This is a genomic window from Pseudomonas fluorescens (assembly GCF_012974785.1).
Taxonomy (GTDB): Bacteria; Pseudomonadota; Gammaproteobacteria; order Pseudomonadales; family Pseudomonadaceae; genus Aquipseudomonas; species Aquipseudomonas fluorescens_BT.
In genome coordinates this window covers 4287204-4314175 of sequence record NZ_CP027561.1, presented here as the reverse complement: position 1 = coordinate 4314175, position 26972 = coordinate 4287204, and the positions used below count along the sequence as shown (strand labels likewise).

The 26972-nt window shown below is 59.2% G+C and carries 19 protein-coding genes, 2 tRNA genes and 3 rRNA genes; 18 read left to right on the top strand and 6 right to left on the bottom strand.

Annotated elements, in window-relative coordinates; genetic code table 11:
- The first annotated feature begins 111 nt into the window (after positions 1–111).
- Positions 112–1110 carry a zinc-dependent alcohol dehydrogenase family protein gene (locus tag C6Y56_RS19455; protein WP_169431252.1) on the top strand — a complete coding sequence of 333 codons (999 nt, stop codon included), beginning with the start codon at positions 112–114 and terminating at the stop codon, positions 1108–1110.
- On the opposite strand, the gene C6Y56_RS19450 is transcribed toward C6Y56_RS19455, so the two are convergent.
- Both C6Y56_RS19450 and C6Y56_RS19445 read right to left on the bottom strand, forming a co-directional pair.
- Complete coding sequence (locus C6Y56_RS19450) at positions 1107–1697, bottom strand: 2-hydroxychromene-2-carboxylate isomerase (protein ID WP_169431251.1); 591 nt, start codon at positions 1695–1697, stop codon at positions 1107–1109. The two genes, C6Y56_RS19455 and C6Y56_RS19450, sit on opposite strands and share 4 nt — an antisense overlap.
- A 33-nt stretch (positions 1698–1730) precedes the next feature.
- A complete protein-coding gene (locus tag C6Y56_RS19445) occupies positions 1731–2459 on the bottom strand; it encodes an SDR family oxidoreductase (RefSeq protein ID WP_169431250.1) in 729 nt (242 codons plus the stop codon).
- Between the two features lie 93 nt (positions 2460–2552).
- Between C6Y56_RS19445 and C6Y56_RS19440 the strand changes: the two genes are divergently transcribed.
- Positions 2553–3122: a TetR/AcrR family transcriptional regulator gene (locus C6Y56_RS19440; protein WP_169431249.1), complete on the top strand. Its 570-nt coding sequence runs from the start codon at positions 2553–2555 to the stop codon at positions 3120–3122.
- Between the two features lie 12 nt (positions 3123–3134).
- Here the strand turns inward: C6Y56_RS19440 and C6Y56_RS19435 are convergent, their stop codons facing one another.
- Together C6Y56_RS19435 and rhtA are read right to left on the bottom strand one after the other, a co-directional pair.
- Positions 3135–3416, bottom strand: a complete 282-nt coding sequence (locus C6Y56_RS19435) for a hypothetical protein (RefSeq protein WP_041069802.1) — start codon at positions 3414–3416, stop codon at positions 3135–3137.
- A gap of 169 nt (positions 3417–3585) precedes the next feature.
- Positions 3586–4473: a threonine/homoserine exporter RhtA gene (gene rhtA / locus C6Y56_RS19430; protein WP_169431248.1), complete on the bottom strand. Its 888-nt coding sequence runs from the start codon at positions 4471–4473 to the stop codon at positions 3586–3588.
- A 674-nt stretch (positions 4474–5147) separates the two neighbouring features.
- On the opposite strand from rhtA, the gene C6Y56_RS19425 reads away from it, so the two are divergent.
- The 6 genes from C6Y56_RS19425 to mrdA all read left to right on the top strand — a co-directional run bounded on the left by C6Y56_RS19425 (position 5148) and on the right by mrdA (position 12471).
- A 16S ribosomal RNA gene (locus C6Y56_RS19425) occupies positions 5148–6683 on the top strand.
- A gap of 81 nt (positions 6684–6764) precedes the next feature.
- Positions 6765–6841: transfer RNA gene (locus tag C6Y56_RS19420), tRNA-Ile, on the top strand.
- Positions 6842–6871: 30 nt separating this feature from the next.
- A tRNA-Ala gene (locus C6Y56_RS19415) sits at positions 6872–6947 on the top strand.
- A 247-nt stretch (positions 6948–7194) separates the two neighbouring features.
- Positions 7195–10082, top strand: a 23S ribosomal RNA gene (locus tag C6Y56_RS19410).
- Between the two features lie 165 nt (positions 10083–10247).
- Positions 10248–10363: ribosomal RNA gene (rrf, locus tag C6Y56_RS19405) — 5S ribosomal RNA — on the top strand.
- The 16S, 23S and 5S rRNA genes sit together here with 2 tRNA genes alongside, the layout of an rRNA operon.
- Positions 10364–10578: 215 nt before the next feature.
- Complete coding sequence (gene mrdA / locus C6Y56_RS19400) at positions 10579–12471, top strand: penicillin-binding protein 2 (RefSeq protein WP_169431247.1); 1893 nt, start codon at positions 10579–10581, stop codon at positions 12469–12471.
- A 12-nt stretch (positions 12472–12483) separates the two neighbouring features.
- Here mrdA and C6Y56_RS19395 read toward each other — a convergent pair whose 3' ends face one another.
- Positions 12484–13443, bottom strand: coding sequence for a LysR family transcriptional regulator (locus C6Y56_RS19395; RefSeq protein WP_169431246.1), 960 nt, complete (start codon positions 13441–13443; stop codon positions 12484–12486).
- A gap of 144 nt (positions 13444–13587) precedes the next feature.
- On the opposite strand from C6Y56_RS19395, the gene C6Y56_RS19390 reads away from it, so the two are divergent.
- From C6Y56_RS19390 to C6Y56_RS19380, 3 genes are read left to right on the top strand one after another with little or no spacing between them, the layout of a single operon-like run.
- Positions 13588–14889 (top strand): MFS transporter, encoded by a 1302-nt coding sequence (locus C6Y56_RS19390; protein ID WP_169431245.1) that lies wholly within the window; start codon positions 13588–13590, stop codon positions 14887–14889.
- Positions 14886–15641, top strand: a complete 756-nt coding sequence (locus tag C6Y56_RS19385) for a class II aldolase/adducin family protein (RefSeq protein WP_169431244.1) — start codon at positions 14886–14888, stop codon at positions 15639–15641. Before C6Y56_RS19390 ends, C6Y56_RS19385 begins: the two co-directional genes overlap by 4 nt.
- Entirely contained in the window at positions 15638–16567 is a 930-nt protein-coding gene (locus C6Y56_RS19380; RefSeq protein WP_169431243.1) for a 2-hydroxyacid dehydrogenase, read from the top strand. The genes C6Y56_RS19385 and C6Y56_RS19380 overlap by 4 nt, the downstream gene beginning before the upstream one ends.
- On the opposite strand, the gene C6Y56_RS19375 is transcribed toward C6Y56_RS19380, so the two are convergent.
- On the bottom strand, positions 16561–17496 hold the full coding sequence (locus C6Y56_RS19375; RefSeq protein ID WP_007953119.1) for a LysR family transcriptional regulator: 936 nt from the start codon (positions 17494–17496) through the stop codon (positions 16561–16563). The genes C6Y56_RS19380 and C6Y56_RS19375 overlap by 7 nt on opposite strands.
- Positions 17497–17658: 162 nt before the next feature.
- On the opposite strand from C6Y56_RS19375, the gene C6Y56_RS19370 reads away from it, so the two are divergent.
- From C6Y56_RS19370 to qhpG, 7 genes are all read left to right on the top strand, one after another.
- Complete coding sequence (locus C6Y56_RS19370; RefSeq protein ID WP_169431242.1) at positions 17659–18969, top strand: MFS transporter; 1311 nt, start codon at positions 17659–17661, stop codon at positions 18967–18969.
- Between the two features lie 22 nt (positions 18970–18991).
- On the top strand, positions 18992–20230 hold the full coding sequence (locus C6Y56_RS19365) for a Zn-dependent hydrolase (protein ID WP_169431241.1): 1239 nt from the start codon (positions 18992–18994) through the stop codon (positions 20228–20230).
- Between the two features lie 3 nt (positions 20231–20233).
- Positions 20234–21259 (top strand): histone deacetylase family protein, encoded by a 1026-nt coding sequence (locus C6Y56_RS19360; RefSeq protein ID WP_169431240.1) that lies wholly within the window; start codon positions 20234–20236, stop codon positions 21257–21259.
- A 117-nt stretch (positions 21260–21376) separates the two neighbouring features.
- The gene (locus C6Y56_RS19355) at positions 21377–23281 is read left to right on the top strand and encodes a sigma-54-dependent Fis family transcriptional regulator (RefSeq protein ID WP_169431239.1); all 1905 of its coding nucleotides are present in this window, start codon (positions 21377–21379) and stop codon (positions 23279–23281) included.
- A complete protein-coding gene (locus C6Y56_RS19350; protein ID WP_169431238.1) occupies positions 23281–24999 on the top strand; it encodes an ABC transporter ATP-binding protein in 1719 nt (572 codons plus the stop codon). The genes C6Y56_RS19355 and C6Y56_RS19350 overlap by 1 nt, the downstream gene beginning before the upstream one ends.
- A complete protein-coding gene (gene qhpE / locus C6Y56_RS19345) occupies positions 24989–25666 on the top strand; it encodes a subtilisin-like serine protease QhpE (protein WP_169431237.1) in 678 nt (225 codons plus the stop codon). Before C6Y56_RS19350 ends, qhpE begins: the two co-directional genes overlap by 11 nt.
- Positions 25663–26958 (top strand): flavin-dependent monooxygenase QhpG, encoded by a 1296-nt coding sequence (qhpG, locus tag C6Y56_RS19340; RefSeq protein ID WP_169431236.1) that lies wholly within the window; start codon positions 25663–25665, stop codon positions 26956–26958. Before qhpE ends, qhpG begins: the two co-directional genes overlap by 4 nt.
- The last annotated feature ends 14 nt before the right edge of the window (positions 26959–26972 follow it).

The window sequence follows — 26972 nt, the reverse complement described above, 5'->3', positions numbered from 1 at the left end:
AAGCGCCTCATTCATGCTGTTTTGGCATGCTCACTATAGTCATTTGGTGTCTTATCGGCATGGGTCTGCTGCGGGAACATGGCTTCACTTTCTCCCACAGGAATGACCGAAATGACCGACTCACTGCATATGCGCGCGCTGATGGTAGACACCGCTGACGGTCCGCTACGCCTGGTTTCCCTTGAACGCCCGGTGGCGGGCGCCGGACAGGTATTGGTGCGGATCAAGGCCAGCGGTGTGAATCCACTGGATCTGAAAATCCGTGCGGGGCAGGCTGCTCATGCCCGACAGCCGTTGCCGGCGGTGTTGGGGCTGGATCTGGCGGGGGTGATCGAGATGGTGGGTGAGGGCGTGCAGGGCTGGGCGCCGGGCGATGAAGTTTATGCGTTGGCAACCGGCATTGGCGGCGTGCAGGGTTCGCTGGCCGAATTTGCGGTGGTTGATGCGCGGCTTCTGGCGCGTAAACCGGTCAACCTGAGCATGCGTGAGGCCGCAGGTTTACCGCTGGTGCTGATTACTGCCTGGGAAGGCCTGGTGGATCGGGCTCGGGTGAGTGCCGGGCAAAAAGTATTGATTCACGGCGGTGCGGGTGGCGTTGGGCATGTGGCGGTGCAAATTGCCCGCGCGTTCGGTGCCGAGGTTTTTGCGACGGGGTCTGCGGGGACGCGCGGAATTATTGAGGGTTATGGCGCGACGTTCATTGATTACCGTGAAATGTCGGTCGAGGACTATGTCAGCCAATACACGGCGGGGGAGGGGTTCGATATCGTTTATGACACGGTTGGCGGTGAAACGCTGGATGCGTCCTTCAAGGCTGCGCGGATCTATCACGGCCATGTCTTGAGTTGCTTGGGCTGGGGGCAGCATAGTCTGGCGCCGCTGTCCTTTCGGGGGGCGACCTACTCTGGCGTGTTTACCTTATTGCCGCTGCTGACTGGAAAGGGTGGCGAGCACCATGGCGAGATCCTGCGCCAGGTTGCCTTGTTGATCGAAGCTGGAGAGGTGAAGCCACTGCTCGATGCGCGTCGGTTCACGCTTGAGTCAGCTGGCGAGGCCCATGAGCTGCTTTCATCGAAAGCAGCCCGGGGACGTCTTGTAGTAGAGATCTAACGCAGGGCTTCTTCAACGAAGTCGAGCCGATCCTGACCGAAGAACAACTGGTTGCCGATGAACATGCTCGGCGCGCCGAAGACGCCACGCTTTACGGCCGTCTCGGTGTTGTCCTTGAGGGCGGCCTTGACCGCTTCATCATTGGTCAGTGCCTGTATCTGTTCAGGATTGAAGCCGTGTTCGGTCAGCACGGCTACGACTGTTGCCGGTTCGTCGAGGCTGCGTCCTTCAACCCACAGCGCTTTGAACAGGCAGTCGATGAACGCCAGGAAGCGCTCCGGGTGCCGTAATTGAATGCCGGTCACCGCTCGCATCAACATCAACGTATTGATCGGGAAGTGCGGGTTGAACTTCAGGGGGACGCCGTAACGTTTGGCGTAGCGGTCGAGATCCTGAAACATGTAACGGCCCTTGGCCGGGATCATCGCCGGTGAAGCATTTCCGGTGGCTTTGAACACGCCGCCCAGCAACATCGGGATATAGATCAACCGGCTACCGGTCTCGGCGCAGATTCTCGGCAGTTGGGTGTACGCCAGATAGGTGGCGGGGCTGCCGAGGTCGAAGTAGAACTCCACGGTTTTGCTCATGGTCGCTGCACTCGTTGTTGTTATTGGAAGGGATTACCAGCGTTCGTTCCAGGGGCGCAGATCCAGCTCGAAGGTCCAGGCGTCCCTTGGCTGGCTGTGCAGGTACCAATAGTTCTCGGCGATGTGCTCTGGATCGAGAATACCGTCCTGATCCCTGGTTGCGTATTTGTCGGGGAAGTTGCTGCGGATGAAGTCGGTGTCGATGGCACCGTCGACTACTATGTGGGCAACGTGAATGTTCATCGGGCCGAGTTCCCGGGCCATGCTTTGCGCCAGTGCGCGGATGCCGTGCTTGGCGCCGGCGAATGCGGCAAAACCGGAGGCTCCGCGCAGTCCGGCAGTGGCACCGGTGAACAGAATGGTGCCGCGCTGGCGGGTGACCATGCGCTTTGCCACCTCGCGAGCGTTGAGAAAACCCGAGAAGCAGGCCATTTCCCAGATCTTGAAATACTTGCGTGCGGTTTCTTCGAGAATGCTGCAAGGCACGTTGGCGCCGATGTTGAAAACGAATGCTTCGATCGGACCGAGGCGGGTTTCGATATCTTCGATCAGCGCAATCACGTCTTCTTCTTTGCGCGCGTCACAGGCAAATCCATGGGCTTGGCCGCCGTCCGCCTGAATCGCTTCCACCAACGGCTGCAGTTTTTCGGCGCTGCGCCGTGTGACGCAAGCGATGAAACCTTCTTTGGCAAACCGCTTGGCGATGGCACCGCCCGTGGCATCACCTGCACCGACAATCAATACGATCTTCTTGTTATTCATGGGTGGATCCCTTTGGTAAACGATCGTTAAGTGAACGAACGTTATGCTAGGATTCGGTCAGCGTCAAGACAGCTCACCCCCGAGGAAAAAACCATGCGTTACTCCGCCAGCCACAAATTGGAAACCCGAGAAAAACTGCTGCAAAGCAGCGCGCTGTCGGCGAAAAGCTCTGGTTTCTCGACGGTTGGGGTTGATGCTCTGATGAAGGCAATCGGATTGAGTGGAGCTGCGTTCTATAGTCACTTTTCATCGAAGAGTGAGTTGTTCGCGGCGATCGTTGAACGTGAGTTGAGTCAAAGTCTGGAGCGGCTGGGCGGGAAGGAAACGCAGGACAGGCAGCGCTTGCAGCGCTGTCTCAAGCAATATCTGAGCATGGCTCATGTCGAGCAGCCCGAGTCGGGCTGTGCGTTACCGGCATTGGGCGCCGAGATAGCCCGTTCGGATGAGTCGGTTCGTGAGCAGGCTGAACTGTGGATCTGCCGACTTCAGGAGAGCTGGGCACTGATACTGGAGAGCGACAGCCTGGCGTGGGCCATTCTGTCGCAATGTGTCGGGGCATTGGTGGTGGCGCGAATGCTTGCTACGCCCGAGATTCAGCGCAGGGTGCTGGACGCGAGCCATCAGGAAATTCAACGCCAGCTCGATGAGCAATGCGCCGAGTGAAATGGCGTCGGACTATTTACAGATGACGATCATGCTGCGGCTGGTATAACCGGCCGGATTCAATCCGAACGGATAATCACCCGGTTCTTCCACGGCGTCGCCAGACTTGGCGATGACTTTGTAACCCTTCGGTGCACAGGAATTGGCAGCGCTGGTATAGCACTTGTCCCAGGAAGACGAGAGACCAGAGCAGTTGATATGCAGCCCTTTCTTGCCGTGCTTCACCTGGGTTTTCGATGTCGCTGCACAGCCCGCAACTGCGAGTACGGCGATCAGTATCAAAATTCGTTTCATTACCATCCTTAATGGCAGCCTCGAGTCTGGCGCTCGGGTCTGCCCGTATTCGCTCGCGCTGTAGGCGTTCTGATGTCCCTATCCGAAAAAGTCCATGTCTGGCACTGAGTTACGAGGCTAAACATGGCCTAAATGAGCGCCAATTGCCAGACCTAAGTCAAATCCTGTCTCAATCTGCCGCAACCGCTGGCTTGGCGGCCGCGCCCATTGTCATGGTTGCACCCACGGAGGCCAGAATAATGCACAGGATTGCCATCCATTGCGCAAACGTCAGGTACTCCTGCAGGAACAGCAGACCCGACAAGGCGCCGAATGCGGGTTCGATACTCATCAGCGTGCCGAAGGTGCGGGCCGGCATACGGGTGAGGGCAACCATTTCCAGGGTGTAGGGCAGGGCGGTGGAAAGAATGGCCACGCCAATTGCGACGGGAATCAGCGATGGTGTCAGTAGCGCCGCACCCGCATGGACGATGCCGATGGGGGCGACAAACAGAGCCGCGATCATGACGCCCAGCGCCGCTGTAGTTACACCGTTGTCGGCACCGGCCTTCTGCCCGAACAGAATATACAGCGCCCAACAGGCACCAGCCCCAAGTGCATAGCCGGCACCAACAAGATCCAGACCGGTACTGGTCGCTCCTGTCGGTATCAGCAGAAGCAGTCCAACAGCGGCAAGGGCGATCCAGAGGAAGTCGATGGCACGACGGGAAGCATAAATGGCAACGGCCAGTGGGCCGGTGAACTCCAGAGCGACGGCAATCCCTAGCGGCACGGTACGCAGCGACATATAAAAGAGGAAGTTCATCCCGCCCAAGGCCATTCCGTAGACGATGACTGTTCGCAGTGACCTGCCGGTCAGCTTCGCTCTCCATGGGCGCAACAGCAACAGCATGATTACGCTGGCAAATATCAGACGCAATGTTGTCGTTCCTTGGGCGCCGACCACGGGAAACATGCTCTTGGCCAGCGATGCTCCGGATTGGATGGACGCCATGGCTATTAATAGCAGGCCAACCGGGAACAGGATTGAGGCCAGGCTGCGGGGTTGCTCATTCATTGCGCTGAGTCGTCCAAAAGAGTAGCGGAGGTGTGTTTTGTTTTTGATATTGGGCAATATATTGCGCACTGATTTCCTGCTCGTCTATATAGCAGGGGGCTTTTCGCATCGCTTGATAGAAAAACGAAATTAAGTGTTGACGGCAGATTCTGGAGGTCTATAATTCGCCCCACTTCCGGCGCAGTCGAAACGGAAAACTCCTTGAAATTCAATGAGTTGCACGGTTTTCGATAGCGGTTTGCTTCAGATCATCGAGGCCTGGAGGGAGTTGAAAATGCCGGTTTTTCTGGCGCTTTCAACGGTTCGATCTTCTCGGTCGAAAGCGGAGAAAAAGAGGTGTTGACAGCAGCGTGTAACGCTGTAGAATTCGCCTCCCGCTGACGAGAGATCGGAAGCGCAAGTGGTTGAAGTTGTTGAGGAAATCTTCGAAAACTTCTGAAAATAATCACTTGACAGTAAATGAGGCTGCTGTAGAATGCGCGCCTCGGTTGAGATGAAAGATCTTAACCAACCGCTCTTTAACAACTGAATCAAGCAATTCGTGTGGGTGCTTGTGGAGTCAGACTGATAGTCAACAAGATTATCAGCATCACAAGTTACTCCGCGAGAAATCAAAGATGTAACCAACGATTGCTGAGCCAAGTTTAGGGTTTCTTAAAAACCCAAAGATGTTTGAACTGAAGAGTTTGATCATGGCTCAGATTGAACGCTGGCGGCAGGCCTAACACATGCAAGTCGAGCGGATGAAGGGAGCTTGCTCCCGGATTCAGCGGCGGACGGGTGAGTAATGCCTAGGAATCTGCCTGGTAGTGGGGGACAACGTTTCGAAAGGAACGCTAATACCGCATACGTCCTACGGGAGAAAGCAGGGGACCTTCGGGCCTTGCGCTATCAGATGAGCCTAGGTCGGATTAGCTAGTTGGTGAGGTAATGGCTCACCAAGGCGACGATCCGTAACTGGTCTGAGAGGATGATCAGTCACACTGGAACTGAGACACGGTCCAGACTCCTACGGGAGGCAGCAGTGGGGAATATTGGACAATGGGCGAAAGCCTGATCCAGCCATGCCGCGTGTGTGAAGAAGGTCTTCGGATTGTAAAGCACTTTAAGTTGGGAGGAAGGGTTGTAGATTAATACTCTGCAATTTTGACGTTACCGACAGAATAAGCACCGGCTAACTCTGTGCCAGCAGCCGCGGTAATACAGAGGGTGCAAGCGTTAATCGGAATTACTGGGCGTAAAGCGCGCGTAGGTGGTTCGTTAAGTTGGATGTGAAATCCCCGGGCTCAACCTGGGAACTGCATCCAAAACTGGCGAGCTAGAGTATGGTAGAGGGTGGTGGAATTTCCTGTGTAGCGGTGAAATGCGTAGATATAGGAAGGAACACCAGTGGCGAAGGCGACCACCTGGACTGATACTGACACTGAGGTGCGAAAGCGTGGGGAGCAAACAGGATTAGATACCCTGGTAGTCCACGCCGTAAACGATGTCAACTAGCCGTTGGGAGCCTTGAGCTCTTAGTGGCGCAGCTAACGCATTAAGTTGACCGCCTGGGGAGTACGGCCGCAAGGTTAAAACTCAAATGAATTGACGGGGGCCCGCACAAGCGGTGGAGCATGTGGTTTAATTCGAAGCAACGCGAAGAACCTTACCAGGCCTTGACATCCAATGAACTTTCCAGAGATGGATTGGTGCCTTCGGGAACATTGAGACAGGTGCTGCATGGCTGTCGTCAGCTCGTGTCGTGAGATGTTGGGTTAAGTCCCGTAACGAGCGCAACCCTTGTCCTTAGTTACCAGCACGTAATGGTGGGCACTCTAAGGAGACTGCCGGTGACAAACCGGAGGAAGGTGGGGATGACGTCAAGTCATCATGGCCCTTACGGCCTGGGCTACACACGTGCTACAATGGTCGGTACAAAGGGTTGCCAAGCCGCGAGGTGGAGCTAATCCATAAAACCGATCGTAGTCCGGATCGCAGTCTGCAACTCGACTGCGTGAAGTCGGAATCGCTAGTAATCGCGAATCAGAATGTCGCGGTGAATACGTTCCCGGGCCTTGTACACACCGCCCGTCACACCATGGGAGTGGGTTGCACCAGAAGTAGCTAGTCTAACCTTCGGGAGGACGGTTACCACGGTGTGATTCATGACTGGGGTGAAGTCGTAACAAGGTAGCCGTAGGGGAACCTGCGGCTGGATCACCTCCTTAATCGACGACATCAGCTGCTCCATAAGTTCCCACACGAATTGCTTGATTCATTGAAGAAGACGATAGAAGCAGCCCGAAATTGGGTCTGTAGCTCAGTTGGTTAGAGCGCACCCCTGATAAGGGTGAGGTCGGCAGTTCGAATCTGCCCAGACCCACCAATTTTGTGTGGGAAACGCCTGTAGAAATACGGGGCCATAGCTCAGCTGGGAGAGCGCCTGCCTTGCACGCAGGAGGTCAGCGGTTCGATCCCGCTTGGCTCCACCACTACTGCTTCTGAAGTTTGAAAGCTTAGAAATGAGCATTCCATCAGTGTGATGATGAATGTTGATTTCTAGTCTTTGACTGGATCGTTCTTTAAAAATTTGGGTATGTGATAGAAAGATAGACTGAACGTTACTTTCACTGGTAACGGATCAGGCTAAGGTAAAATTTGTGAGTTCTCTTAATTGAGAAATTCGAATTTTCGGCGAATGTCGTCTTCACAGTATAACCAGATTGCTTGGGGTTATATGGTCAAGTGAAGAAGCGCATACGGTGGATGCCTTGGCAGTCAGAGGCGATGAAAGACGTGGTAGCCTGCGAAAAGCTTCGGGAGTCGGCAAACAGACTTTGATCCGGAGATGTCTGAATGGGGGAACCCAGCCATCACAAGATGGTTATCTTGTACTGAATACATAGGTGCAAGAGGCGAACCAGGGGAACTGAAACATCTAAGTACCCTGAGGAAAAGAAATCAACCGAGATTCCCTTAGTAGTGGCGAGCGAACGGGGACTAGCCCTTAAGTGGCTTTGAGATTAGCGGAACGCTCTGGAAAGTGCGGCCATAGTGGGTGATAGCCCTGTACGCGAAAATCTCTTGGTCATGAAATCGAGTAGGACGGAGCACGAGAAACTTTGTCTGAATATGGGGGACCATCCTCCAAGGCTAAATACTACTGACTGACCGATAGTGAACTAGTACCGTGAGGGAAAGGCGAAAAGAACCCGGAGAGGGAGTGAAATAGATCCTGAAACCGTATGCGTACAAGCAGTGGGAGCAGACTTTGTTCTGTGACTGCGTACCTTTTGTATAATGGGTCAGCGACTTATTTTCAGTGGCGAGCTTAACCGAATAGGGGAGGCGTAGCGAAAGCGAGTCTTAATAGGGCGTCTAGTCGCTGGGAATAGACCCGAAACCGGGCGATCTATCCATGGGCAGGTTGAAGGTTAGGTAACACTGACTGGAGGACCGAACCGACTACCGTTGAAAAGTTAGCGGATGACCTGTGGATCGGAGTGAAAGGCTAATCAAGCTCGGAGATAGCTGGTTCTCCTCGAAAGCTATTTAGGTAGCGCCTCATGTATCACTGTAGGGGGTAGAGCACTGTTTCGGCTAGGGGGTCATCCCGACTTACCAAACCGATGCAAACTCCGAATACCTACAAGTGCCGAGCATGGGAGACACACGGCGGGTGCTAACGTCCGTCGTGAAAAGGGAAACAACCCAGACCGTCAGCTAAGGTCCCAAAGTTATGGTTAAGTGGGAAACGATGTGGGAAGGCTTAGACAGCTAGGAGGTTGGCTTAGAAGCAGCCACCCTTTAAAGAAAGCGTAATAGCTCACTAGTCGAGTCGGCCTGCGCGGAAGATGTAACGGGGCTCAAACCATACACCGAAGCTACGGGTATCACGTAAGTGATGCGGTAGAGGAGCGTTCTGTAAGCCTGTGAAGGTGAGTTGAGAAGCTTGCTGGAGGTATCAGAAGTGCGAATGCTGACATGAGTAACGACAATGGGTGTGAAAAACACCCACGCCGAAAGACCAAGGTTTCCTGCGCAACGTTAATCGACGCAGGGTTAGTCGGTCCCTAAGGCGAGGCTGAAAAGCGTAGTCGATGGAAAACAGGTTAATATTCCTGTACTTCTGGTTATTGCGATGGAGGGACGGAGAAGGCTAGGCCAGCTTGGCGTTGGTTGTCCAAGTTTAAGGTGGTAGGCTGAGATCTTAGGTAAATCCGGGATCTTAAGGCCGAGAGCTGATGACGAGTGTTCTTTTAGAACACGAAGTGGTTGATGCCATGCTTCCAAGAAAAGCTTCTAAGCTTCAGATAACCAGGAACCGTACCCCAAACCGACACAGGTGGTTGGGTAGAGAATACCAAGGCGCTTGAGAGAACTCGGGTGAAGGAACTAGGCAAAATGGCACCGTAACTTCGGGAGAAGGTGCGCCGGTGAGGGTGAAGGACTTGCTCCGTAAGCTCATGCCGGTCGAAGATACCAGGCCGCTGCGACTGTTTATTAAAAACACAGCACTCTGCAAACACGAAAGTGGACGTATAGGGTGTGACGCCTGCCCGGTGCCGGAAGGTTAATTGATGGGGTTAGCTAACGCGAAGCTCTTGATCGAAGCCCCGGTAAACGGCGGCCGTAACTATAACGGTCCTAAGGTAGCGAAATTCCTTGTCGGGTAAGTTCCGACCTGCACGAATGGCGTAACGATGGCGGCGCTGTCTCCACCCGAGACTCAGTGAAATTGAAATCGCTGTGAAGATGCAGTGTATCCGCGGCTAGACGGAAAGACCCCGTGAACCTTTACTATAGCTTTGCACTGGACTTTGAATTTGCTTGTGTAGGATAGGTGGGAGGCTTTGAAGCGTGGACGCCAGTTCGCGTGGAGCCATCCTTGAAATACCACCCTGGCAACTTTGAGGTTCTAACTCAGGTCCGTTATCCGGATCGAGGACAGTGTATGGTGGGTAGTTTGACTGGGGCGGTCTCCTCCTAAAGAGTAACGGAGGAGTACGAAGGTGCGCTCAGACCGGTCGGAAATCGGTCGTAGAGTATAAAGGCAAAAGCGCGCTTGACTGCGAGACAGACACGTCGAGCAGGTACGAAAGTAGGTCTTAGTGATCCGGTGGTTCTGTATGGAAGGGCCATCGCTCAACGGATAAAAGGTACTCCGGGGATAACAGGCTGATACCGCCCAAGAGTTCATATCGACGGCGGTGTTTGGCACCTCGATGTCGGCTCATCACATCCTGGGGCTGAAGCCGGTCCCAAGGGTATGGCTGTTCGCCATTTAAAGTGGTACGCGAGCTGGGTTTAGAACGTCGTGAGACAGTTCGGTCCCTATCTGCCGTGGACGTTTGAGATTTGAGAGGGGCTGCTCCTAGTACGAGAGGACCGGAGTGGACGAACCTCTGGTGTTCCGGTTGTCACGCCAGTGGCATTGCCGGGTAGCTATGTTCGGAAAAGATAACCGCTGAAAGCATCTAAGCGGGAAACTTGCCTCAAGATGAGATCTCACTGGAACCTTGAGTTCCCTGAAGGGCCGTCGAAGACTACGACGTTGATAGGTTGGGTGTGTAAGCGCTGTGAGGCGTTGAGCTAACCAATACTAATTGCCCGTGAGGCTTGACCATATAACACCCAAGCAATTTGCGTCGGCTCTCTAAACCAGAGCAACCAGATTGCGGTGTGTGAAGACGAAACGAACCGAAAGTTCGACGATCACAAAGCACCGAAAACTATCCCATACCCAATTTGCTGAAGCGAGGCCGTCCGGTCACGAGTCAGTACCCGAATTTCTTGACGACCATAGAGCGTTGGAACCACCTGATCCCATCCCGAACTCAGAAGTGAAACGATGCATCGCCGATGGTAGTGTGGGGTTTCCCCATGTGAGAGTAGGTCATCGTCAAGATTAAATTCCGAAACCCCAATTGCGAAAGCAGTTGGGGTTTTGTTTTGCCCGCAGGAAAGTGCTCGATGCGAGGGGGCGAGTGTCGCGATGGTAACCATTGGGGAAATCCCTCTGAAATGGCCGGCCGGTTTTTGGTATGGTGCAGCTCGTTTTTTAACGGACTGATGTCACGCTCAAGGATCGGCGCTCATTTTTGTCAAAGAGTTGCTGCAGAAATGCCTGAACCCATACCCATCAAGGATCACGAAAAAGAGACGCGCCTGGTCAACAAGCGGTTGATCGCCTGTGCTTTGTTCGTCTTTGCGATCAGCTGTGCGCTGGTGGTTCGCCTGTACATCCTGCAAGTGGTGGAGTTCGACTACCACTCGACTATCTCTGAAAACAACCGCGTCCATGTCTTGCCGATCCCGCCCACGAGAGGGCTGATCTACGACCGCAACGGCGTGCTGCTGGCTGATAACCGCCCGAGCTACAACCTGACGATCACCCGCGAACGTGCTACCAACGTCAATGAGGAGCTGGACGAGGTCATCAGCCTCCTGCATCTGCCCGCAGAGGACCGCACGGTTTTCGACAAGGCGATGAAGCAGTCGCGCCATCCGTTTACGCCGGTAACGCTGTTCTATGAGCTGACGGAAGAACAGATCGCCGTACTCGCCGTCAACGAGTTCCGTTTGCCGGGCCTTGATGTCGAACCGCAGTTCATCCGCAACTATCCGCTTGGTGCGCACTTCGCACACTCCATCGGCTATGTCGGTCGCATCAACGAAAAAGAATCCAAGACGCTCGACTCCGTCGAGTACCGGGGCACGCAATCCATCGGCAAGACGGGCGTGGAGCGTTTCTACGAAGCGCAACTGCACGGCCATGTCGGTTACGAGGAAGTGGAGACCAATGCTCAGGGCCGCGTACTGCGCGTGCTGAAACACACCGATCCGATACCAGGCAAAAACATCGTCCTGAGCCTCGACGTCAAGCTCCAGGAAGCCGCCGAAGCCGCATTGGGCGACCGTCGCGGCTCAGTGGTTGCACTGGATCCTTCGACCGGTGAAGTGCTGGCCATGGTCAGCAATCCGAGCTTCGACCCCAACCTGTTTGTGACTGGTATCAGTTCCAAGGAATATTCCGCGCTGCGTGATTCCATCGACCGCCCGCTGTTCAACCGCGTATTGCGCGGCCTATACGCGCCCGGTTCGACGATCAAGCCGGAAGTGGCCATCGCTGGCCTCGACACCGGTGTGGTCACGCCACAAACCCGAGTCTTCGACCCCGGCTACTACCAACTGCCTGACTTCGACCACAAGTATCGCAACTGGAACCACAGCGGCGACGGCTGGGTGGACATGGACGCGGCGATCATGCGCTCCAACGACACCTACTTCTACGACCTGGCGCACAAGCTTGGCATCGATCGTCTGCACGATTACATGGCGATGTTCGGTCTTGGCGAGAAAGTCTCGCTCGACATGTTCGAAGAGTCTCCGGGCCTGATGCCGTCCCAGGCCTGGAAGCGCGCCACCCGGCGTCAGGCCTGGTTCCCCGGTGAGACGGTGATCCTCGGTATCGGTCAGGGCTACATGCAGGTCACGCCGCTGCAACTGGCTCAGGCCACTGCGCTGATTGCCAACAAGGGTGTCTGGAACCGTCCGCACCTGGCCAAGACCGTCGACGGTGTTGCCCCGGTGGACGAACACCCGATGCCGAATATCCTGCTCAAGGATCCGCGGGACTGGGATCAGGTCAACCACGGCATGCAGATGGTGATGCACGACGCCCGTGGTATCGCCCGTGCCGCTGCCGCCGGCGCGCAATACCGTATCGCCGGCAAGAGTGGTACGGCGCAGGTGGTGGCGATCAAGCAGGGTGAGCGCTACAACCGCGAGAAAACCCTCGAACGCCATCGTGACAACGCCTTGTTCGTCGGGTTTGCCCCGGCCGAGCATCCGAAGATCGCAATCTCTGTGATGATCGAGAACGGTGAAGCGGGTGGTCGAGTCGCAGGTCCGGTGGTTCGGCAGATCATGGACGCCTGGTTACTCGATCAGGACGGCCACCTCAAACCACAGTATGCCGCGCCAACCAAGCCGCCGGGCGATCCCCACGTGTAAGCCACAGCAGCTTCACAGCACAGGCTCACGCAAGCTGAGCATGTGCTGGAAGCTGTCGAGGAACACGGTTTCCGCCTGAGTCATCTTCTGTTCGCGATTCCACAACAACTGGATATCGAAATCCACCACCCCGTCCTCCGGCGGCAAGCGCCACAGCAGACCCTGCTCGACATCCCGTCTTACCAGGTGAGTCGGCAGACAGCCAATGCCGAACCCTGCACAGATCAGACGATAAATTTCCTCGAAGCTGGTGGAGGAGGCGACGATCTTTCCGGTAAAGCCCTGCTGGTCACGAAACAGGGTCAACGGCGAAAGATTGCCGCCAAGCTGATCGCTGGTGAAGCTGACAAAGTTCTCCGCGGCAAGCTGTTCCAGCGTCAGATTCTGCTGCCCGAACAGTCGATGCCGCTGCCCGCAAAAGTACGCATAGCGCTCACGAAACAATACCCGTTGCTCCAGCCTCGGCTGCGGTAGACGACACAATCCCACTCCCACAGTGGCGGTCTTTTGCAGCAATGAACTGATGATGTTCGAGCTGCCCATCACTTCGACTTCCAGCTCGATTTTTGGATGAGTCTCGTGGAAGTCCGCAAGAAACTCATCGTAATGCCGCGCCTGGACGCCACTGACAGTGAGGATGCGAATCTTGCCCACCACGTCGTCATGACGGTTCTCGACCACGGTGCTCAAACGGGAAATATCGCCGTAGATATCCGCCGCAATCCGCAGGACTTCTTCCCCGGTTTCCGTCAGATCAAAGCGCCGCCCGCTGCGGGCAATCAACACACAATCCAGTTGTTCCTCGAGACGTTTCAACGCCTGACTGACCGCCGACTGCGTGATGTGCAATCGCGCAGCAGCACGGCTCATGCTGCCTTCCTGCCCGATCACCAGATAAGTGCGCAGCAGGTTCCAGTCGAGACGGTCGTTGAGAAAACGCCGGCCGATCCAGGGATTCGCGGAGGAAGTCATGTAGTAGCCACGCTAATAGTAAAGATAAGTTTTTGAAAATTGACTAATCCTGTCATGGAAGCGATAAAGCCCACAAGCGCCACAGAGCGCGACCGTCAGCCGCCTCGACACCTGCCCAAAACTATAAATACACAGGGTTCTTGCATGCACACCACCGCTCAGCCGCGTCGCGCCGCGGCCGCTGCCTTCATTGGCACGACCATCGAGTTCTACGATTTCTACATCTACGCCACCGCCGCCGCGCTGGTGCTCGGGCAAGTGTTCTTTCCCAGCAGCGATCCGGTGACCAGCACACTCGCCGCGTTCGGCAGTTTCGCTGTCGGCTTCATCGCCCGCCCGATGGCCGGGATGGTGTTCGGTCATTTGGGCGATCGTCTCGGTCGCAAGAAAATGCTGCTGGTGACCATGGTGCTGATGGGCCTGGCCACGGCGGGTATTGGTCTATTGCCGAGCTACGCCAGCGTCGGCATCTGGGCGCCCATCGGGTTGATCGTGTTGCGCTTGATCCAGGGCATCTCCGTCGGTGGCGAGTGGGGCGGGGCGGTGTTGATGGCCAGCGAACACGCGCCGGTCAAGCGCAAAACCTTCTATGCCTCGTTTGCGCAACTTGGCAGTCCGGCGGGTTTGCTGCTGGCATTGATCGCGTTCCGTCTGGTCACTTCACTGTCGCCAGAAGACTTCCTCGCCTGGGGTTGGCGTCTGCCTTTTCTTGCCAGTGGCGTGCTGATGATGGTTGGGCTGATGATCCGTTCCGGTGTGCACGAATCGCCTGAGTTCGCCAAGGCCAGGGACAACCATGAAACCGCCAGATACCCGGTGAAAGACGTGATCCGTCAGTGCTGGCGGCAGATTCTGTTCGCGGCCGCCGCCGTCACTATCGGCTCGGCCGGATTCTTCTTCACCAACACTTTCATGATCACCTACGTCACCCAATATCAGGGCATTGCGCGGTCGACCATTCTCGACTGCCTGTTCCTGGTGACGGTCATTCAATTGCTCTCGCAACCGTTGTCGGCGCTGCTGGCCGAGCGCATTGGCGAAGGACGGTTCCTGATGCTGGTCGCCTTGCTGTGCATGGTCACGCCGTATCCGATGTTCCTGCTGGTCGGTACCCAGAACATCTTGTTGATGACACTTGGCATCGCCGTCGCGGTGGTGATTCTCTCGGCGCTGTACGCGGTAATCGCCGGGTACATGACCCAGGCCTTCCCGGTACACCTGCGCTATTCGGGTATTTCCATCGCCTACCAGTTGAGCTGCGCGCTGGCCGGCGGCACCACGCCGCTGATCGGCACGCTGCTGGCCAGCAAGTTTTCCGGGCAATGGCTGCCGCTGGCGGTGTTCTTCACGCTGCTGTCGGCCCTGTCGTTGATCGGTGTCTGCGGCCTCGCGCGTCTGCGGGCCAACCCGGTCGTCCTTCATACCAACAAAGAGGTGTATTCGTGAGTAAGCCCGCCCACATTGACCCGATCGAATGGCAAGCCCGTTGCGAGCTCGCCGCGCTGTATCGCTTGATCGCGCACTTTCGCATGACCGACCTGATCGACACCCACATCACCCTGCGAATTCCCGGGCCTGAGCATCATTTCCTGATCAACCGCTATGGCGTGATTTTCGACCGCATGCGCGCTTCCGATCTGGTGCGCATTGATCAGGACGGGCGCATCGTCGACCCTGAATACGCCGGGCATCGGGTCAATGCTGCCGGGTTCGTGATCCACTCGGCGGTCCACATGGCGCGCCCGGATCTGAACTGCGTGATCCACACCCACACCGCTGCCGGCATGGCCGTCGCCGCGCAGAAACAGGGCCTGCTGCCGATCAGTCAACACGCGCTGAAGTTCTATGGAAAACTCGCTTACCACACCTATGAAGGCATCGCGCTGTCGCTGGATGAGCGCGAGCGTTTAATCGCCGACCTTGGCCCGCACCGGGCGATGATCCTGCGCAATCACGGCTTGCTGGTTGGCGGTTCCGGCGTGGCCCAGGCATTCCAGGAAATCCACTTCCTGGAGCGCGCCTGCCAGGCGCAAGTGCAGGCGCTGGCAGGCGGTTGCGAGCTGCATTTCCCGTCGCCGGAAGTCTGCGCCCACACCGCCGAACAGTTCGACCGCGATGAACAGGACAACATCATCGACCTGGCCTGGGAGGCCGCACTGACCCTGATCGAATCCCAGCGCGAGTCTTATCTCTCATGAACACCGTTGCACTGATGTCCCGCGACATGCTGTTGCTCAAACAATTGCAGGAAGCGTTCGCCCGTTGTGCGCCGCAGCTCTCGGCGGTACTGGCCGACGATCCCCGGGCGGCGGATGCGCAGATCGCGGCGTGCTGGTTTCCGCTGCCGGGCAGCCTTGCCGCGTTGCCCAATCTGCAGGTGGTTCACTCGGTGGCCGCCGGGATCGATCATCTGGAACACGATCCTTCATGCCCGGATCTGCCGGTGTGCCGCGTGGTCGATCCCGGCCACCGTCAAGGCATGAACGAGTACGTGCGCTGGGCGGTGATTCACTTTCATCGCGGCTTCGATCAAGTGTTTGAGCAACAGCGCCAACAGCATTGGGAGCGGCCTCTGCAACGCCCTGCACATGAATTCAGGATCGGTGTGATGGGCCTCGGCTCGCTCGGCAGCGCGATTGCCCAGGACCTGGCCAGCGCCGGTTACGAGGTGCGGGGTTGGGCGCGCAGCAGCAAAGATCTGCCAGGTGTGCAGGCCTTCGCCGGCTCTGACGCCTTCGACCCCTTCCTCGACGGCGTGGAATTGCTGATCAATCTGTTGCCGCTGACTCACGAGACTCGTGGCATCCTCAATCGCCAGACCTTCGAACGTCTGGCCAACGGCGCGGCACTGGTCAACGTCGGTCGCGGCGGGCATCTGAATATCGAGGATCTGCAGCAGGCACTGGCCCGTGGAAAACTGCGCGGGGCACTGCTCGATGTTTTCGAACAGGAGCCGCTGCCCGCCAGCCATTCTCTGTGGAAAACCCCGGGCGTGACCATCACCCCACATATGGCTTCGGCGGCCTCCCACGATTGCATCGCCGAGCAGATCGCCGAGAACTTTCGCCGTCTGAATGCCGGTGAACCGCTGCTCAACAGCGCGGATCGACTGCTCGGTTACTGATCCGCCAGACAGGCCTGCAAACGTTCGATGAACAGCGTCTCGGCGCGGCTCATGCGCTGGTCGCGGTTCCACAACAGATGAATGTCGACATCGGCAATTCCTTCGTGGGGCGGCAGGCGCCAGAGCAATCCGGCCTCGACGTCCGCCGCCACAACGTGTTCCGGCAAACAACCAATTCCAAATCCGGCGATCACCAGGCGGCGCACTTCTTCCAGGCTCGGCGATGACGCAACGATGCGTCCGCTGAAACCCTGTTGATCGCGAAAAATCGTCAGTGGCGAGAGCATCCCGCCAATCTGGTCGCTGGTGAAACTGACGAAGTTTTCCCGCTGCAAATCGCCTTCGCCGATGTCCTGCCGGCCGAACAGCGCGTGGTGTTTGCCACAGAAGAACGCATAGCGTTGACGCAGGAACAGACGCTGTTCCAGACGCGGTTGCGGGCGGCGATTGAGACTCAGACCGAGGGTCGCGGTTTTCTCCTGAAGGGCGCTGACGATGTCCGAACTGCGCATCACATCGACCTCCAGATCAACCCTTGGATATTGGCGATGGAAGTCTGCAAGGAAGTCATCGAAACGCTCGGAAAAGATCCGGCTGATGATCAGCAACCTGACCTTGCCGATCACTTCGTCGGCCGGTTGTTCCAGCAGACTGCTGACCTGGGACATCTGCCCATAGATCTCGCCGGCCAGTTCGAAGATCTGCTCGCCAACTTCGGTGAGGGCAAAGCGCGGGCCGCGTCGGGCGATCAACTGGCGGCCCAGTTGTTCTTCAAGACGCTTGAGCGCCTGGCTCACCGCCGGTTGCGTCAGGTGCAGACGCGCGGCGGCGCGGCTGATGCTCAGCTCCTGGCCGATTACCCGGAAGGTGCGCAACAGGTTCCAGTCGAGGCGGTCGTTGAGCAGGCGTTGCACATCGCGTTCGGCCATGGCGGCTCTCGATTATAAGGTGAAGTAATACTCGGAATAATAAATAGAAAATTGACTGATCATAGCCCCGGAACGATAAATCACCCCACGACAGGCGCCGCCAGAGCGCCTCGGATTTACGTTTTCCTCCTGCCAGAAAAACAATCAAAGGAGCCCGACCCCATGAAGCCCCACGCTTCGAACCAGCCGCGCCGTGCGGCGGCCGCAGCCTTCATCGGCACGATGATCGAGTGGTACGACTTTTACATCTACGCCACCGCCGCCGCGCTGGTGTTCGGCGCGCTGTTCTTTCCCTCCGACGATCCGTTGTTCAGCACCATGGCCGCGTTCGGCACCTTCGCCGTGGGCTTCTTTGCCCGGCCATTGGGCGGGATCATCTTCGGCCACATCGGCGATCGTATCGGCCGCAAGAAATCGCTGGTCATCACGCTGTTGATGATGGGCGTGGTCACGGTGTGCATCGGTCTGTTGCCAACCTACGCGCAGATCGGCGTGGCGGCACCGGTGCTGCTGATTGTGCTGCGCATCGTCCAGGGCATCGCCGTCGGTGGCGAGTGGGGCGGGGCGGTGTTGATGGCCGGTGAGCATGCGCCGAAGGGCCAGCGCAATTTCTTCGCTTCGTTCGCGCAACTGGGCAGCCCGGCGGGTTTGATCCTGTCGCTGTTGGCCTTCAGCGCGGTGACCCGTCTGCCGGAAGAAGATTTGATGAGCTGGGGCTGGCGCCTGCCGTTCCTCGCCAGTGCGCTGTTGCTGCTGGTGGGCCTGGCGATTCGCTTGGGCGTGAACGAGTCGCCGGAATTCCTCGCCAGCCGCGAGCAGGCCAGCAAGCAAATCAAGAAAGAGCAGGCGCCGGTAATGGAGGTTCTGCGCACCGCGTGGCGGCCGCTGTTGCTGTGCATCGGCGCCAACACCCTGGGCATCGCCGGGGTGTATTTCACCAACACCTTCATGATCGCCTACACCACTCAGCAACTGGCGCTGCCGCGTTCGCTGATTCTCGAATGCCTGTTCTTCGTCGCGATCATCCAGTTCTGCATTCAGCCGCTGGCTGCGTGGACGGCACAGAAGATCGGCGCGACGCGTTTCCTGTGCCTGGTGTCGCTGCTGGCGATGGCCTCACCGTATCCGATGTTCGTGCTGGTGAGTTCGGCCCAGGCGCCGCTGATCATCCTCGGCATCGCGCTGGCGGTGGTGTGCATGGCCTCGTTCTACGCGGTGATTGCCGGCTACGTCAGCGGCATGTTCGAGACCCGCGTGCGCTACACCGCGATCTCCCTGACCTATCAGATCTGCGGCGCGGTGGCCGGTGGGCTGACGCCGCTGATCGGCACGATGCTCGCACACAAGTTCACCGGGCAGTGGTGGCCGATGGCGGTTTTCTACAGCCTGATCGCCGGCATTTCGCTGGTTTGCGTGCTGTCCCTCGCCCGTCGTCATGCCAGCGCCCATCGTGCGGAAATGGCCAATGCCTAACCCGGAATGTCAGGAGAACCTCATGTTGAAAATCAATGGCCAGCGCCTGTGGGCGAGCCTGATGGCCATGGCCGAAATCGGTGCGACAGCCCGAGGCGGCAGCTGCCGTCTGGCTTTGAGCGACGAAGACAAGGCCGGTCGCGAACTGTTTGCGCACTGGTGCCGCGAAGCCGGCATGACCCTGAGCGTGGACGCCATCGGCAACCTGTTCGCCCGTCGCGCCGGCACCGATCCGGACGCTGCGCCGGTGATGATGGGCAGCCACCTCGACACCCAGCCCGAGGGCGGGCGATTCGATGGTGTCTACGGTGTGCTCGCCGGACTGGAAGTGGTGCGTTGCCTCAATGACCAGAACATCCAGACCCGCAAACCGCTGGAGGTGGCGGTGTGGACCAACGAAGAAGGTGCGCGCTTCACCCCGGCCATGTTCGGTTCGGCGGTGTTCACCGGGATCATGGAACTGAACGCCGCGCTGGCGGTGCGCGATATCGATGGCGTGAGCGTTGCCGAGGCTTTGCAGCGTACCGGTTACGCCGGTGAACGTCCGTTGGGCGGTGCGGTGGATGCGTATTTTGAGGCGCATATCGAGCAAGGCCCGATCCTCGAAGACAACGCCAAAAGCATCGGCGTAGTCACGGGCGGTCAGGCGATCCGCTGGCTCGATGTGCGCGTGGAAGGCATGGCCGCCCACGCCGGCACCACGCCGATGCCGCTGCGCAAAGACGCCTTGTACGGCGTGGCGCGGATGATTCAGGCGATTGAAGGTCTGGCCGCAGATTTTGCCCCCGAAGGCCTGACCACGGTTGGCGAATTGAACATCAACAAGTCCTCGCGCAACACCATTCCGGGGCTGGTGAATTTCACCGTCGATCTGCGTCATCACCGCGACGACGCCATTGCCGCCATGGAGCAACAAGTCCGCGCCCGGTTGCAGGCGATTGCCGATGGGCGAGGCCTGAACCTGACGATCACTCCGCACTGGATCAGCCCGGCCACACCGTTCGACGCCGAATGCGTGGCGGCGGTGCAAGAGGCGGTGGATGCGCTGGGCTACGCTCAGCAGTCGATTGTCAGCGGCGCCGGGCATGACGCGATCCACTTGGCGCGTTACTGCCCGACGGCGATGGTGTTCATTCCGTGCGTTGGCGGCCTGAGCCACAACGAAGCCGAAGACGTGCTGCCCGAAGATGTGAAGCAGGGCACCGATGTATTGCTTAACGCCGTGCTGGCTCGCGCCGGTCGAATCGAACAGGGAGCCTGAACCATGCGCAGTTTTTTCCACCCCGAACAGTTGCTCCACCATCCACGCAGCTATTACTCGCGCGGGCAGATGCGTACGCCGCAGGAAGTCCCCGAGCGTGCGCAGCGTCTGGTGCAGGCCGCCCACGGTTTGGGCTTCAGTGTCGAGCAACCCGTCGATGCCGGCCTCGCGCCGTTGCTGGCGGTACACGGTGCGCCGTATCTGACGTTCCTTCAGGAAGCCCACGCGCGCTGGAAGGAAATCCCCGAAGACTGGGGCGACGAGGTGATGTCGAACATTTTCGTCCGCGAGCCCAACGCCTTGCGCGGCATTCTTGCCCAGGCGGCGCGCTATCTGGCGGACGGCAGTTGCCCGGTCGGCGAGCAGACCTGGCGCTCGGCCTACTGGTCGGCGCAAAGCGCAGTGGCCGGGGCTCAGGCGCTGATCGATGGCGAGCCGGCCGCCTACGCCTTGTGCCGTCCGCCGGGGCATCACGCCCGGGCCGAGGCGGCAGGCGGTTTCTGCTACGTGAACAACGCAGCGGTGGCGGCGCAGGTATTGCGCGACAAGTTTGAAAAAGTCGCCGTGCTCGACACCGACATGCACCACGGGCAGGGCATCCAGGAAATTTTCTACGACCGCGATGATGTGCTCTACGTCTCGGTGCATGGCGATCCGACCAACTTCTATCCGGGCGTCGCCGGGTTCGCCGACGAACGCGGCAGCGGCGCGGGGGAGGGCTTCAACCTCAACCTGCCGATGGCCCATGGTTCAAGCGAAGCGGATTTCCTCGGGCAACTGGACGTCGCATTGAACGCGGTGCGCGAATTCGGCGCCGAGGTGCTGGTGCTGTCGCTGGGGTTCGACATTTACGAGCTGGACCCGCAAAGCAAAGTCGCCGTGACCCGTGAAGGCTTTGCGGTTTTGGGCGAACGGATCCGTCGCCTGGGCCTGCCATGCCTGATCGTGCAGGAGGGCGGTTATCACCTGGAAAGTCTCGAAGACAACGCCCGGGCATTTTTCGTGAATGCCGAGGTGTGGCAGCGCTGAGGCAATCCACCTGCCGAAGCGCCCTGTGGTGCTTGCCATCGCCCTGACGTTAACGTAAACATTGGCGTCAGGGCGCTGAAGTAAAGAAGCGCAAAGCGGACCGCTCCGGAGCGCTTGATGACTCTTATAAAAACAACCGATCCCAAGTCTCACCACGAAGCCCGGCTGGCCAGGGAAAAACTCCATCTCGAAGGGCAAGTCCCGGATGGCGTGTTGCGTGCCGAGATCGATGCTTCGTGGCGGCGCAGCCTGAGCCACGGCGTGCATTTCAATGGCAAACATGAGCTGACGCTGGAGTCGAGCGCGAGTCTCGAGGTGTTGCTGGCGAGCAACCGCCTGCTGATCGATGCGGCGATACCGACCATCGATTACCTGGCCGAACGTCAGGGCAAGGAAGGCCTGATCATCCTCGCCAATTCCGACGCCACTATCCTCGCCGTCGAAGGGCGTGCCGACCGGCTCAAGGGCAGCGGCCTGCAGGACATTACCCTCGGTGCCTGCTGGAGCGAAGCCGCCCGTGGCACCAACGCCCTCGGCACGGCGCTGGTGGAAGCGCGGCCGACCCTGATCGATTGCGGCGAACACTACCTCGACCGCCTCACCGATTTTTCCTGCACCTCGGTGCCGATTCATTGCCCGCAGGGCGAAATTCTCGGCGTCCTCGACCTGACCCGCGAAGGCCCGCTCGGCCGCGTCCACGACAGCACCGCGCTGCTGAGCATGGCGGTCAGCCAGATCGAGAGCCGGGTGTTCAACAACAGTTTTCCCGATCAGATTGTCCTCGCCTTCCACAGTCGCCGGCAGTATCTGGAATCACCGTGGCAAGGCTTGTTGGCGGTCAGTCTCGGCGGGCAAATTCTGGCGGTCAGCGCCCAGGCCTGTCAGTTGCTGCGGGCCGAGCGTTCGGCATTGGTCGGCAAGCGCTGTGAGGAATTCCTCGGGGTCGATGGCGTGCAGTTGCTGACCCGTCTGCAACAGGGTGGCGTCGGCAGTGTGCAAACCGCCAAGGGCGAGTTTTTCTACAAGACCCTGCGAGCCCCGGCGCGCTCGGTCAACCTCGGCGGCCCGCCGCGCAGCGTGGCGAAAACCGCCAAGGCGCAACCGGATCTGGAAGCACTGGCCGGCAACAACGCCCGCTACGCCCGAGCCCTGCGCATGGCCCGCCAAGGCCTGGCCAATGAACTGCCGGTGCTGCTGCTCGGCGAAACCGGCACCGGTAAAGAAGTGATCGCCCGCGCTCTGCACCTGGCCGGCAGTCGCAGCGACAAACCGTTTGTGGCCGTGAACTGTGCAGCGATTCCCGAAGGCCTGATCGAGTCGGAGCTGTTCGGCTACCGTGAAGGCGCGTTCACCGGATCGCGTCGGGGCGGCATGATCGGGCGGCTGCAGCAGGCCCATGGCGGCACGTTGTTCCTTGATGAAATCGGCGACATGCCGCTGGCCCTGCAGGCGCGTTTGCTTCGCGTTTTGCAGGATCGCAAGGTTGCGCCGCTGGGGGCGGGGGAAGAGCAAGACATCGACGTCGCGCTGATCTGCGCCACCCACCGCGATCTCAAGCGTCAGGTCGAGGACAAGCAATTTCGCGAAGACCTGTTCTACCGGGTCAACGGCATCAGCGTGATGCTCCCGGCCCTTCGCGAGCGCGAGGACTTCAGCGCGCTGGTCGCTCGGCTGCTGGGCAAACTCGACGCCCCGAACGCCGTGCTGCACGACGACCTCAATCGCCTGCTCGCGGGTTACCACTGGCCGGGCAACATCCGCCAACTGGAAATGGTCCTGCGCACCGCGCTGGCCATGCGCGAGCCCGGTGAAACCGTGCTGACCCTCGATCACCTGCCCGACAGCATGCTTGACGAACTCTCCGCCACCGAGAAACCCCAGACCGGCAGCATTCGCGAGCACGAACTGGAGATGATCCGCCAGTCCCTCGACACCCATCAGGGCAACGTCTCGGCCGCCGCCGACGCCCTTGGCATCAGTCGTGCGACCCTGTACCGCAAACTCAAACAGTTGCGCTCGTGATGCAGCGCCTGTTCGTGCGGCTGATCGACAGCCAGAACCCCGCCGCGCTGCAAGCGGCGCTGCGCTGGTTGTACGGTTTCGTGCGGCCGCAGCGGCTGGCGATTGCCGGCCTGCTTGGTCTGTCGGTGTGCGCGTCGCTGCTGGTGCTGGTGCAGCCGTGGCTGGTCAAACTGCTGATCGACGACGGGTTGCTGGCGCGCAATTTCCCGATGCTGGTGCTGATCGCGGTGCTGATGATCATCGCCGGGCTGCTCGGCACCGCATTGTCGGGGATCAACCGCTATCTGCACACGCGGCTGTCCGGGCGGATTCTGTTTGCCCTGCGCGACGACCTTTATCGGCATTTGCAGAAACTGTCGCCAAGCTTCTATGGGCAGCGGCGGATCGGCGATCTGATGTCGCGGCTCGACGGCGATGTGGCCGAGATTCAGCGCTTCGCCGTGGACTCGTTGTTCTCGGCGGTATCGAGCGTGATCGGCCTGGTGGTTGCGATTGCGATGTTGTTCACCTTGTCGTGGAAACTGTCGTTGCTGGCGCTGGTGCTGATCCCGCTCGACGTGCTGTGGCTGCGCTGGATGCGGCGTAAGGTCGAGCGCGATGTGCGACAGTTGCGCGAGCGTTCGGCGGACATGTCGTCGTTCATGGTCGAGACCCTGCCGGTGATGAAGTTCATCCAGTCCGCCGGCCAGCAGCAGCGTGAAGCGCGGCGTCTGGAAAGCCTCGGGCAGGGTTACATGAACCAGTTGCTGCGACTGCAGGTCACCGAATTTTTCACCCAGGCCGTGCCGGGCACGTTGACCTCGCTGTCCCGCGCCTGCGCGTTTCTGATTGGCGGTTATTGGGTGGTGCAGGGCACCTGGCAACTCGGCGCCCTGATCGCGTTTTCCACCTACCTGGGGATGGCGGTCGGGCCTGTGCAGAGCCTGTTGGGTTTGTACGTGGCGATCCAGCGCATGACCGTCAGCCTAGGTCGGGTCATGGAGTTGCGCGGCGAAGAACCCACGGTGTTTTCACCGGCCACGCCGAAACCGTTTCCGACTTCGGGCGAGCTGCGTTTCGACGCGGTGCATTTCAGCCATCCGGGCCGCCCAAGTACGTTGAGCGGCATCGAGGCGACGATTCCCCACGGTTTGAAAGTCGCCTTGAGCGGCGGCTCCGGCGTCGGCAAATCGACGCTGATCGATCTGCTGCAACGGCATCACGATCCGCAGTCCGGGCGGGTGCTGCTTGGCGAAGTGGATTTGCGCGAACTGGAACTGTTCGAACTGCGTCGACGCATCGCCGTGGTCAGTCAGGACATCGTGCTGTTTCGCGGCAGCCTCGCCGACAACCTGGCTTACGCGGTGCCGGACGCCAGCCGCGAAGCTATCGCCGAAGTCGCACGGCTGGCGCAACTCGACAGCCTGATCACGTCGTTGCCCGAAGGCCTCGACAGCCCGTTGGGAGAGCGCGGTCAGCAATTGTCCGGCGGGCAGAAACAGCGCATCGCGATTGCCCGGGCGCTGTTGCAGGACCCGCTGATTCTGGTGCTCGACGAAGCCACCTCGGCAGTGGACGAGGCGACCGAACGCGAAGTGATCGAAGCCATCGACCGCTTGTTTGCCGGGCGCACACGGATCCTCATCAGCCACCGGCCGTCGACCCTGGCCGATGCCGATCTGCGTTTCGAGTTGCTCGACGGTGTGCTCATTTCGAAAACGGTGCTGCATGAAGCCTGAATTGCGTATCGGCGTGGTCGACAGCGGACACTCGGCGGCGCAACGGGTGCAGGTGATTGCCGGGCGACGGTTCTCGTTGCTGGAGGACGGCTTGGCCGAATCGGATTTGCGCGACGATCCGCTCGGGCATGGCAGTGCGGTGATCGAAGCGATCAGCCGACGGGCACCGGCCGCTCGGATTTGCGTGGCTCAGGTGTTCGATCAGCGCGGCGTCACCAGCGCCTTACAGATTTCTGCGGCCATTGACTGGCTGGTGGCGCAGGACGTGCGGCTGATCAATCTGAGTCTGGGCCTGCATCAGGATCGCAGTCTGTTGCGCGAAGCCTGCGTAGCGGCGGTAGCCCGTGGGGTTCTGTTGTGTGCGTCGAGTCCGGCGCAAGGTGCGGCGGTGTTTCCGGCCAGTTATCCGCAGGTGCTGCGGGTGACCGGCGATGCGCGTTGTACCGATGAACAGTGGTCATGGCTCGACAGTGCGCAGGCGGATTTTGCCGCGTGTGTTCGCGGTACTTATCCGGGGCAGTCCGGGGCCAGTCTGGGGTGTGCCGCGTTGAGCGGGCATATCGCCGGCTATCTGCTGGCGCATCCACAGGCGAGCAACGCTGAAGTGCTCGATTGGCTGAAACAGCACGCTCGTTATCGCGGCCCTGAACGGCGTTTCGGCCCATGACGTCGATCCTTATTCTCGGTGCCGGACCGGCTGGCGCGGCGGTGGCATTGGGATTGCGACGACTGGGTCACGCCGTGACGCTGGTCAGCGAGTGGCGCCGGTTTGCGGCGCTCGAAGGCGTGTCGCAACGGGTGCTGGAGGCGCTGCGAAGTGCCGGGTTGAATCATGCTTTGGCGAATGCCACGTTGCCGTCCCAAAGGCAGGTTGCGTGGAACGGTCAGCAGCATGCGCAGAACATCGAGTTCCTGCTGGATCGTCCCACTTTTGATCGCGGCTTGCGCGAAGATCTGCGGTTGGCCGGGGTCGAGGTGATTGAAGGGCGAGTCCTGAATGTTCACTCCTCAGCGGACGGTCATCGGGTGGAACTCGACGGCGGCCAGAGGCTGACGGCGGATTTTCTGGTGGAAGCCCGTGGGCGGCAAGCACCGGCGTCCGGCAGAGGTCTGCGCGGGCCGGAGGCGGTCAGCCTGCTCAATCGCTGGCAAGGCACGCCGGGCGTGACTGCCAGCGCCGTGGAGAGTCTTGAAGACGGTTGGGCGTGGATGGCTCGACGGGACGATGGCCAATGTTATTGGCAATGGACGGTGGACGTGGCCAGCGCCCAATTACCGGGCAAGGCGCAGTTGCTCGATTACTGCCGTGCGCGGCGTCAGGCCTCGGATTTTGCTCAAGCGTTTTTTGCCGGTGGACAGGAGTCGGAGTTGCAACTGCACGCTCGCAGCAGCACCGCGATTCTTGCGCCACAGGTCTGCGGTGATAACTGGATTCGCGTGGGCGATGCGGCGATGGCGGTGGACCCGCTGTCGGGCAACGGGATTTTTCAGTCGTTGTCCTCGGCGTTACAGGCGCCGCTGGTGATCAACACGCTGTTGCGCAAACCCGAGCGGGCGGCGCTGGCGCAACGGTTTCACCAGCAGCGTGTGGAGCAGTTGTTCCTGCGCTTTGCGCGGATCGGCCGGGACTTTTATGCCGATGAACAGCGCTGGCTCGATCAGCCGTTCTGGCAGGCACGACGACAATGGCCGGACGCGGAAGTGGCCCATGCGTCAGCGGATTTTGCCGCGCTGCGCATCGAGCGGATGCCGGTGCTGCGTGATGGTTTTGTCGATGAAGCCGAGGTGGTGATCACGGCGGATCAGCCGCTGGGGATCTGGCATGTGCAAGGTATAGAGCTGGCGCCGCTGGTGCGGCGGTTAAGCGATGAGCCGGCGGATCAGGTGTTGGCGGGGTTGACGCTTGAGCAGGGGCGAGCCGTTCGCGGGTGGCTGTTGGCCCAGGGTTTCAAACCCTGAGCCGTGAGCCCAGT

Excerpts from the sequence above, each read along its gene's own strand:
- C6Y56_RS19455 (WP_169431252.1), top strand. The coding sequence starts at position 112 with ATGACCGACTCACTGCATATGCGCGCGCTGATGGTAGACACCGCTGAC.
- C6Y56_RS19450 (WP_169431251.1), bottom strand. The coding sequence starts at position 1,697 with ATGAGCAAAACCGTGGAGTTCTACTTCGACCTCGGCAGCCCCGCCACC.
- C6Y56_RS19445 (WP_169431250.1), bottom strand. The coding sequence starts at position 2,459 with ATGAATAACAAGAAGATCGTATTGATTGTCGGTGCAGGTGATGCCACG.
- C6Y56_RS19440 (WP_169431249.1), top strand. The coding sequence starts at position 2,553 with ATGCGTTACTCCGCCAGCCACAAATTGGAAACCCGAGAAAAACTGCTG.
- C6Y56_RS19435 (WP_041069802.1), bottom strand. The coding sequence starts at position 3,416 with ATGAAACGAATTTTGATACTGATCGCCGTACTCGCAGTTGCGGGCTGT.
- rhtA (WP_169431248.1), bottom strand. The coding sequence starts at position 4,473 with ATGAATGAGCAACCCCGCAGCCTGGCCTCAATCCTGTTCCCGGTTGGC.
- mrdA (WP_169431247.1), top strand. The coding sequence starts at position 10,579 with ATGCCTGAACCCATACCCATCAAGGATCACGAAAAAGAGACGCGCCTG.
- C6Y56_RS19395 (WP_169431246.1), bottom strand. The coding sequence starts at position 13,443 with ATGACTTCCTCCGCGAATCCCTGGATCGGCCGGCGTTTTCTCAACGAC.
- C6Y56_RS19390 (WP_169431245.1), top strand. The coding sequence starts at position 13,588 with ATGCACACCACCGCTCAGCCGCGTCGCGCCGCGGCCGCTGCCTTCATT.
- C6Y56_RS19380 (WP_169431243.1), top strand. The coding sequence starts at position 15,638 with ATGAACACCGTTGCACTGATGTCCCGCGACATGCTGTTGCTCAAACAA.
- C6Y56_RS19375 (WP_007953119.1), bottom strand. The coding sequence starts at position 17,496 with ATGGCCGAACGCGATGTGCAACGCCTGCTCAACGACCGCCTCGACTGG.
- C6Y56_RS19370 (WP_169431242.1), top strand. The coding sequence starts at position 17,659 with ATGAAGCCCCACGCTTCGAACCAGCCGCGCCGTGCGGCGGCCGCAGCC.
- C6Y56_RS19365 (WP_169431241.1), top strand. The coding sequence starts at position 18,992 with ATGTTGAAAATCAATGGCCAGCGCCTGTGGGCGAGCCTGATGGCCATG.
- C6Y56_RS19360 (WP_169431240.1), top strand. The coding sequence starts at position 20,234 with ATGCGCAGTTTTTTCCACCCCGAACAGTTGCTCCACCATCCACGCAGC.
- C6Y56_RS19355 (WP_169431239.1), top strand. The coding sequence starts at position 21,377 with ATGACTCTTATAAAAACAACCGATCCCAAGTCTCACCACGAAGCCCGG.
- C6Y56_RS19350 (WP_169431238.1), top strand. The coding sequence starts at position 23,281 with ATGCAGCGCCTGTTCGTGCGGCTGATCGACAGCCAGAACCCCGCCGCG.
- qhpE (WP_169431237.1), top strand. The coding sequence starts at position 24,989 with ATGAAGCCTGAATTGCGTATCGGCGTGGTCGACAGCGGACACTCGGCG.
- qhpG (WP_169431236.1), top strand. The coding sequence starts at position 25,663 with ATGACGTCGATCCTTATTCTCGGTGCCGGACCGGCTGGCGCGGCGGTG.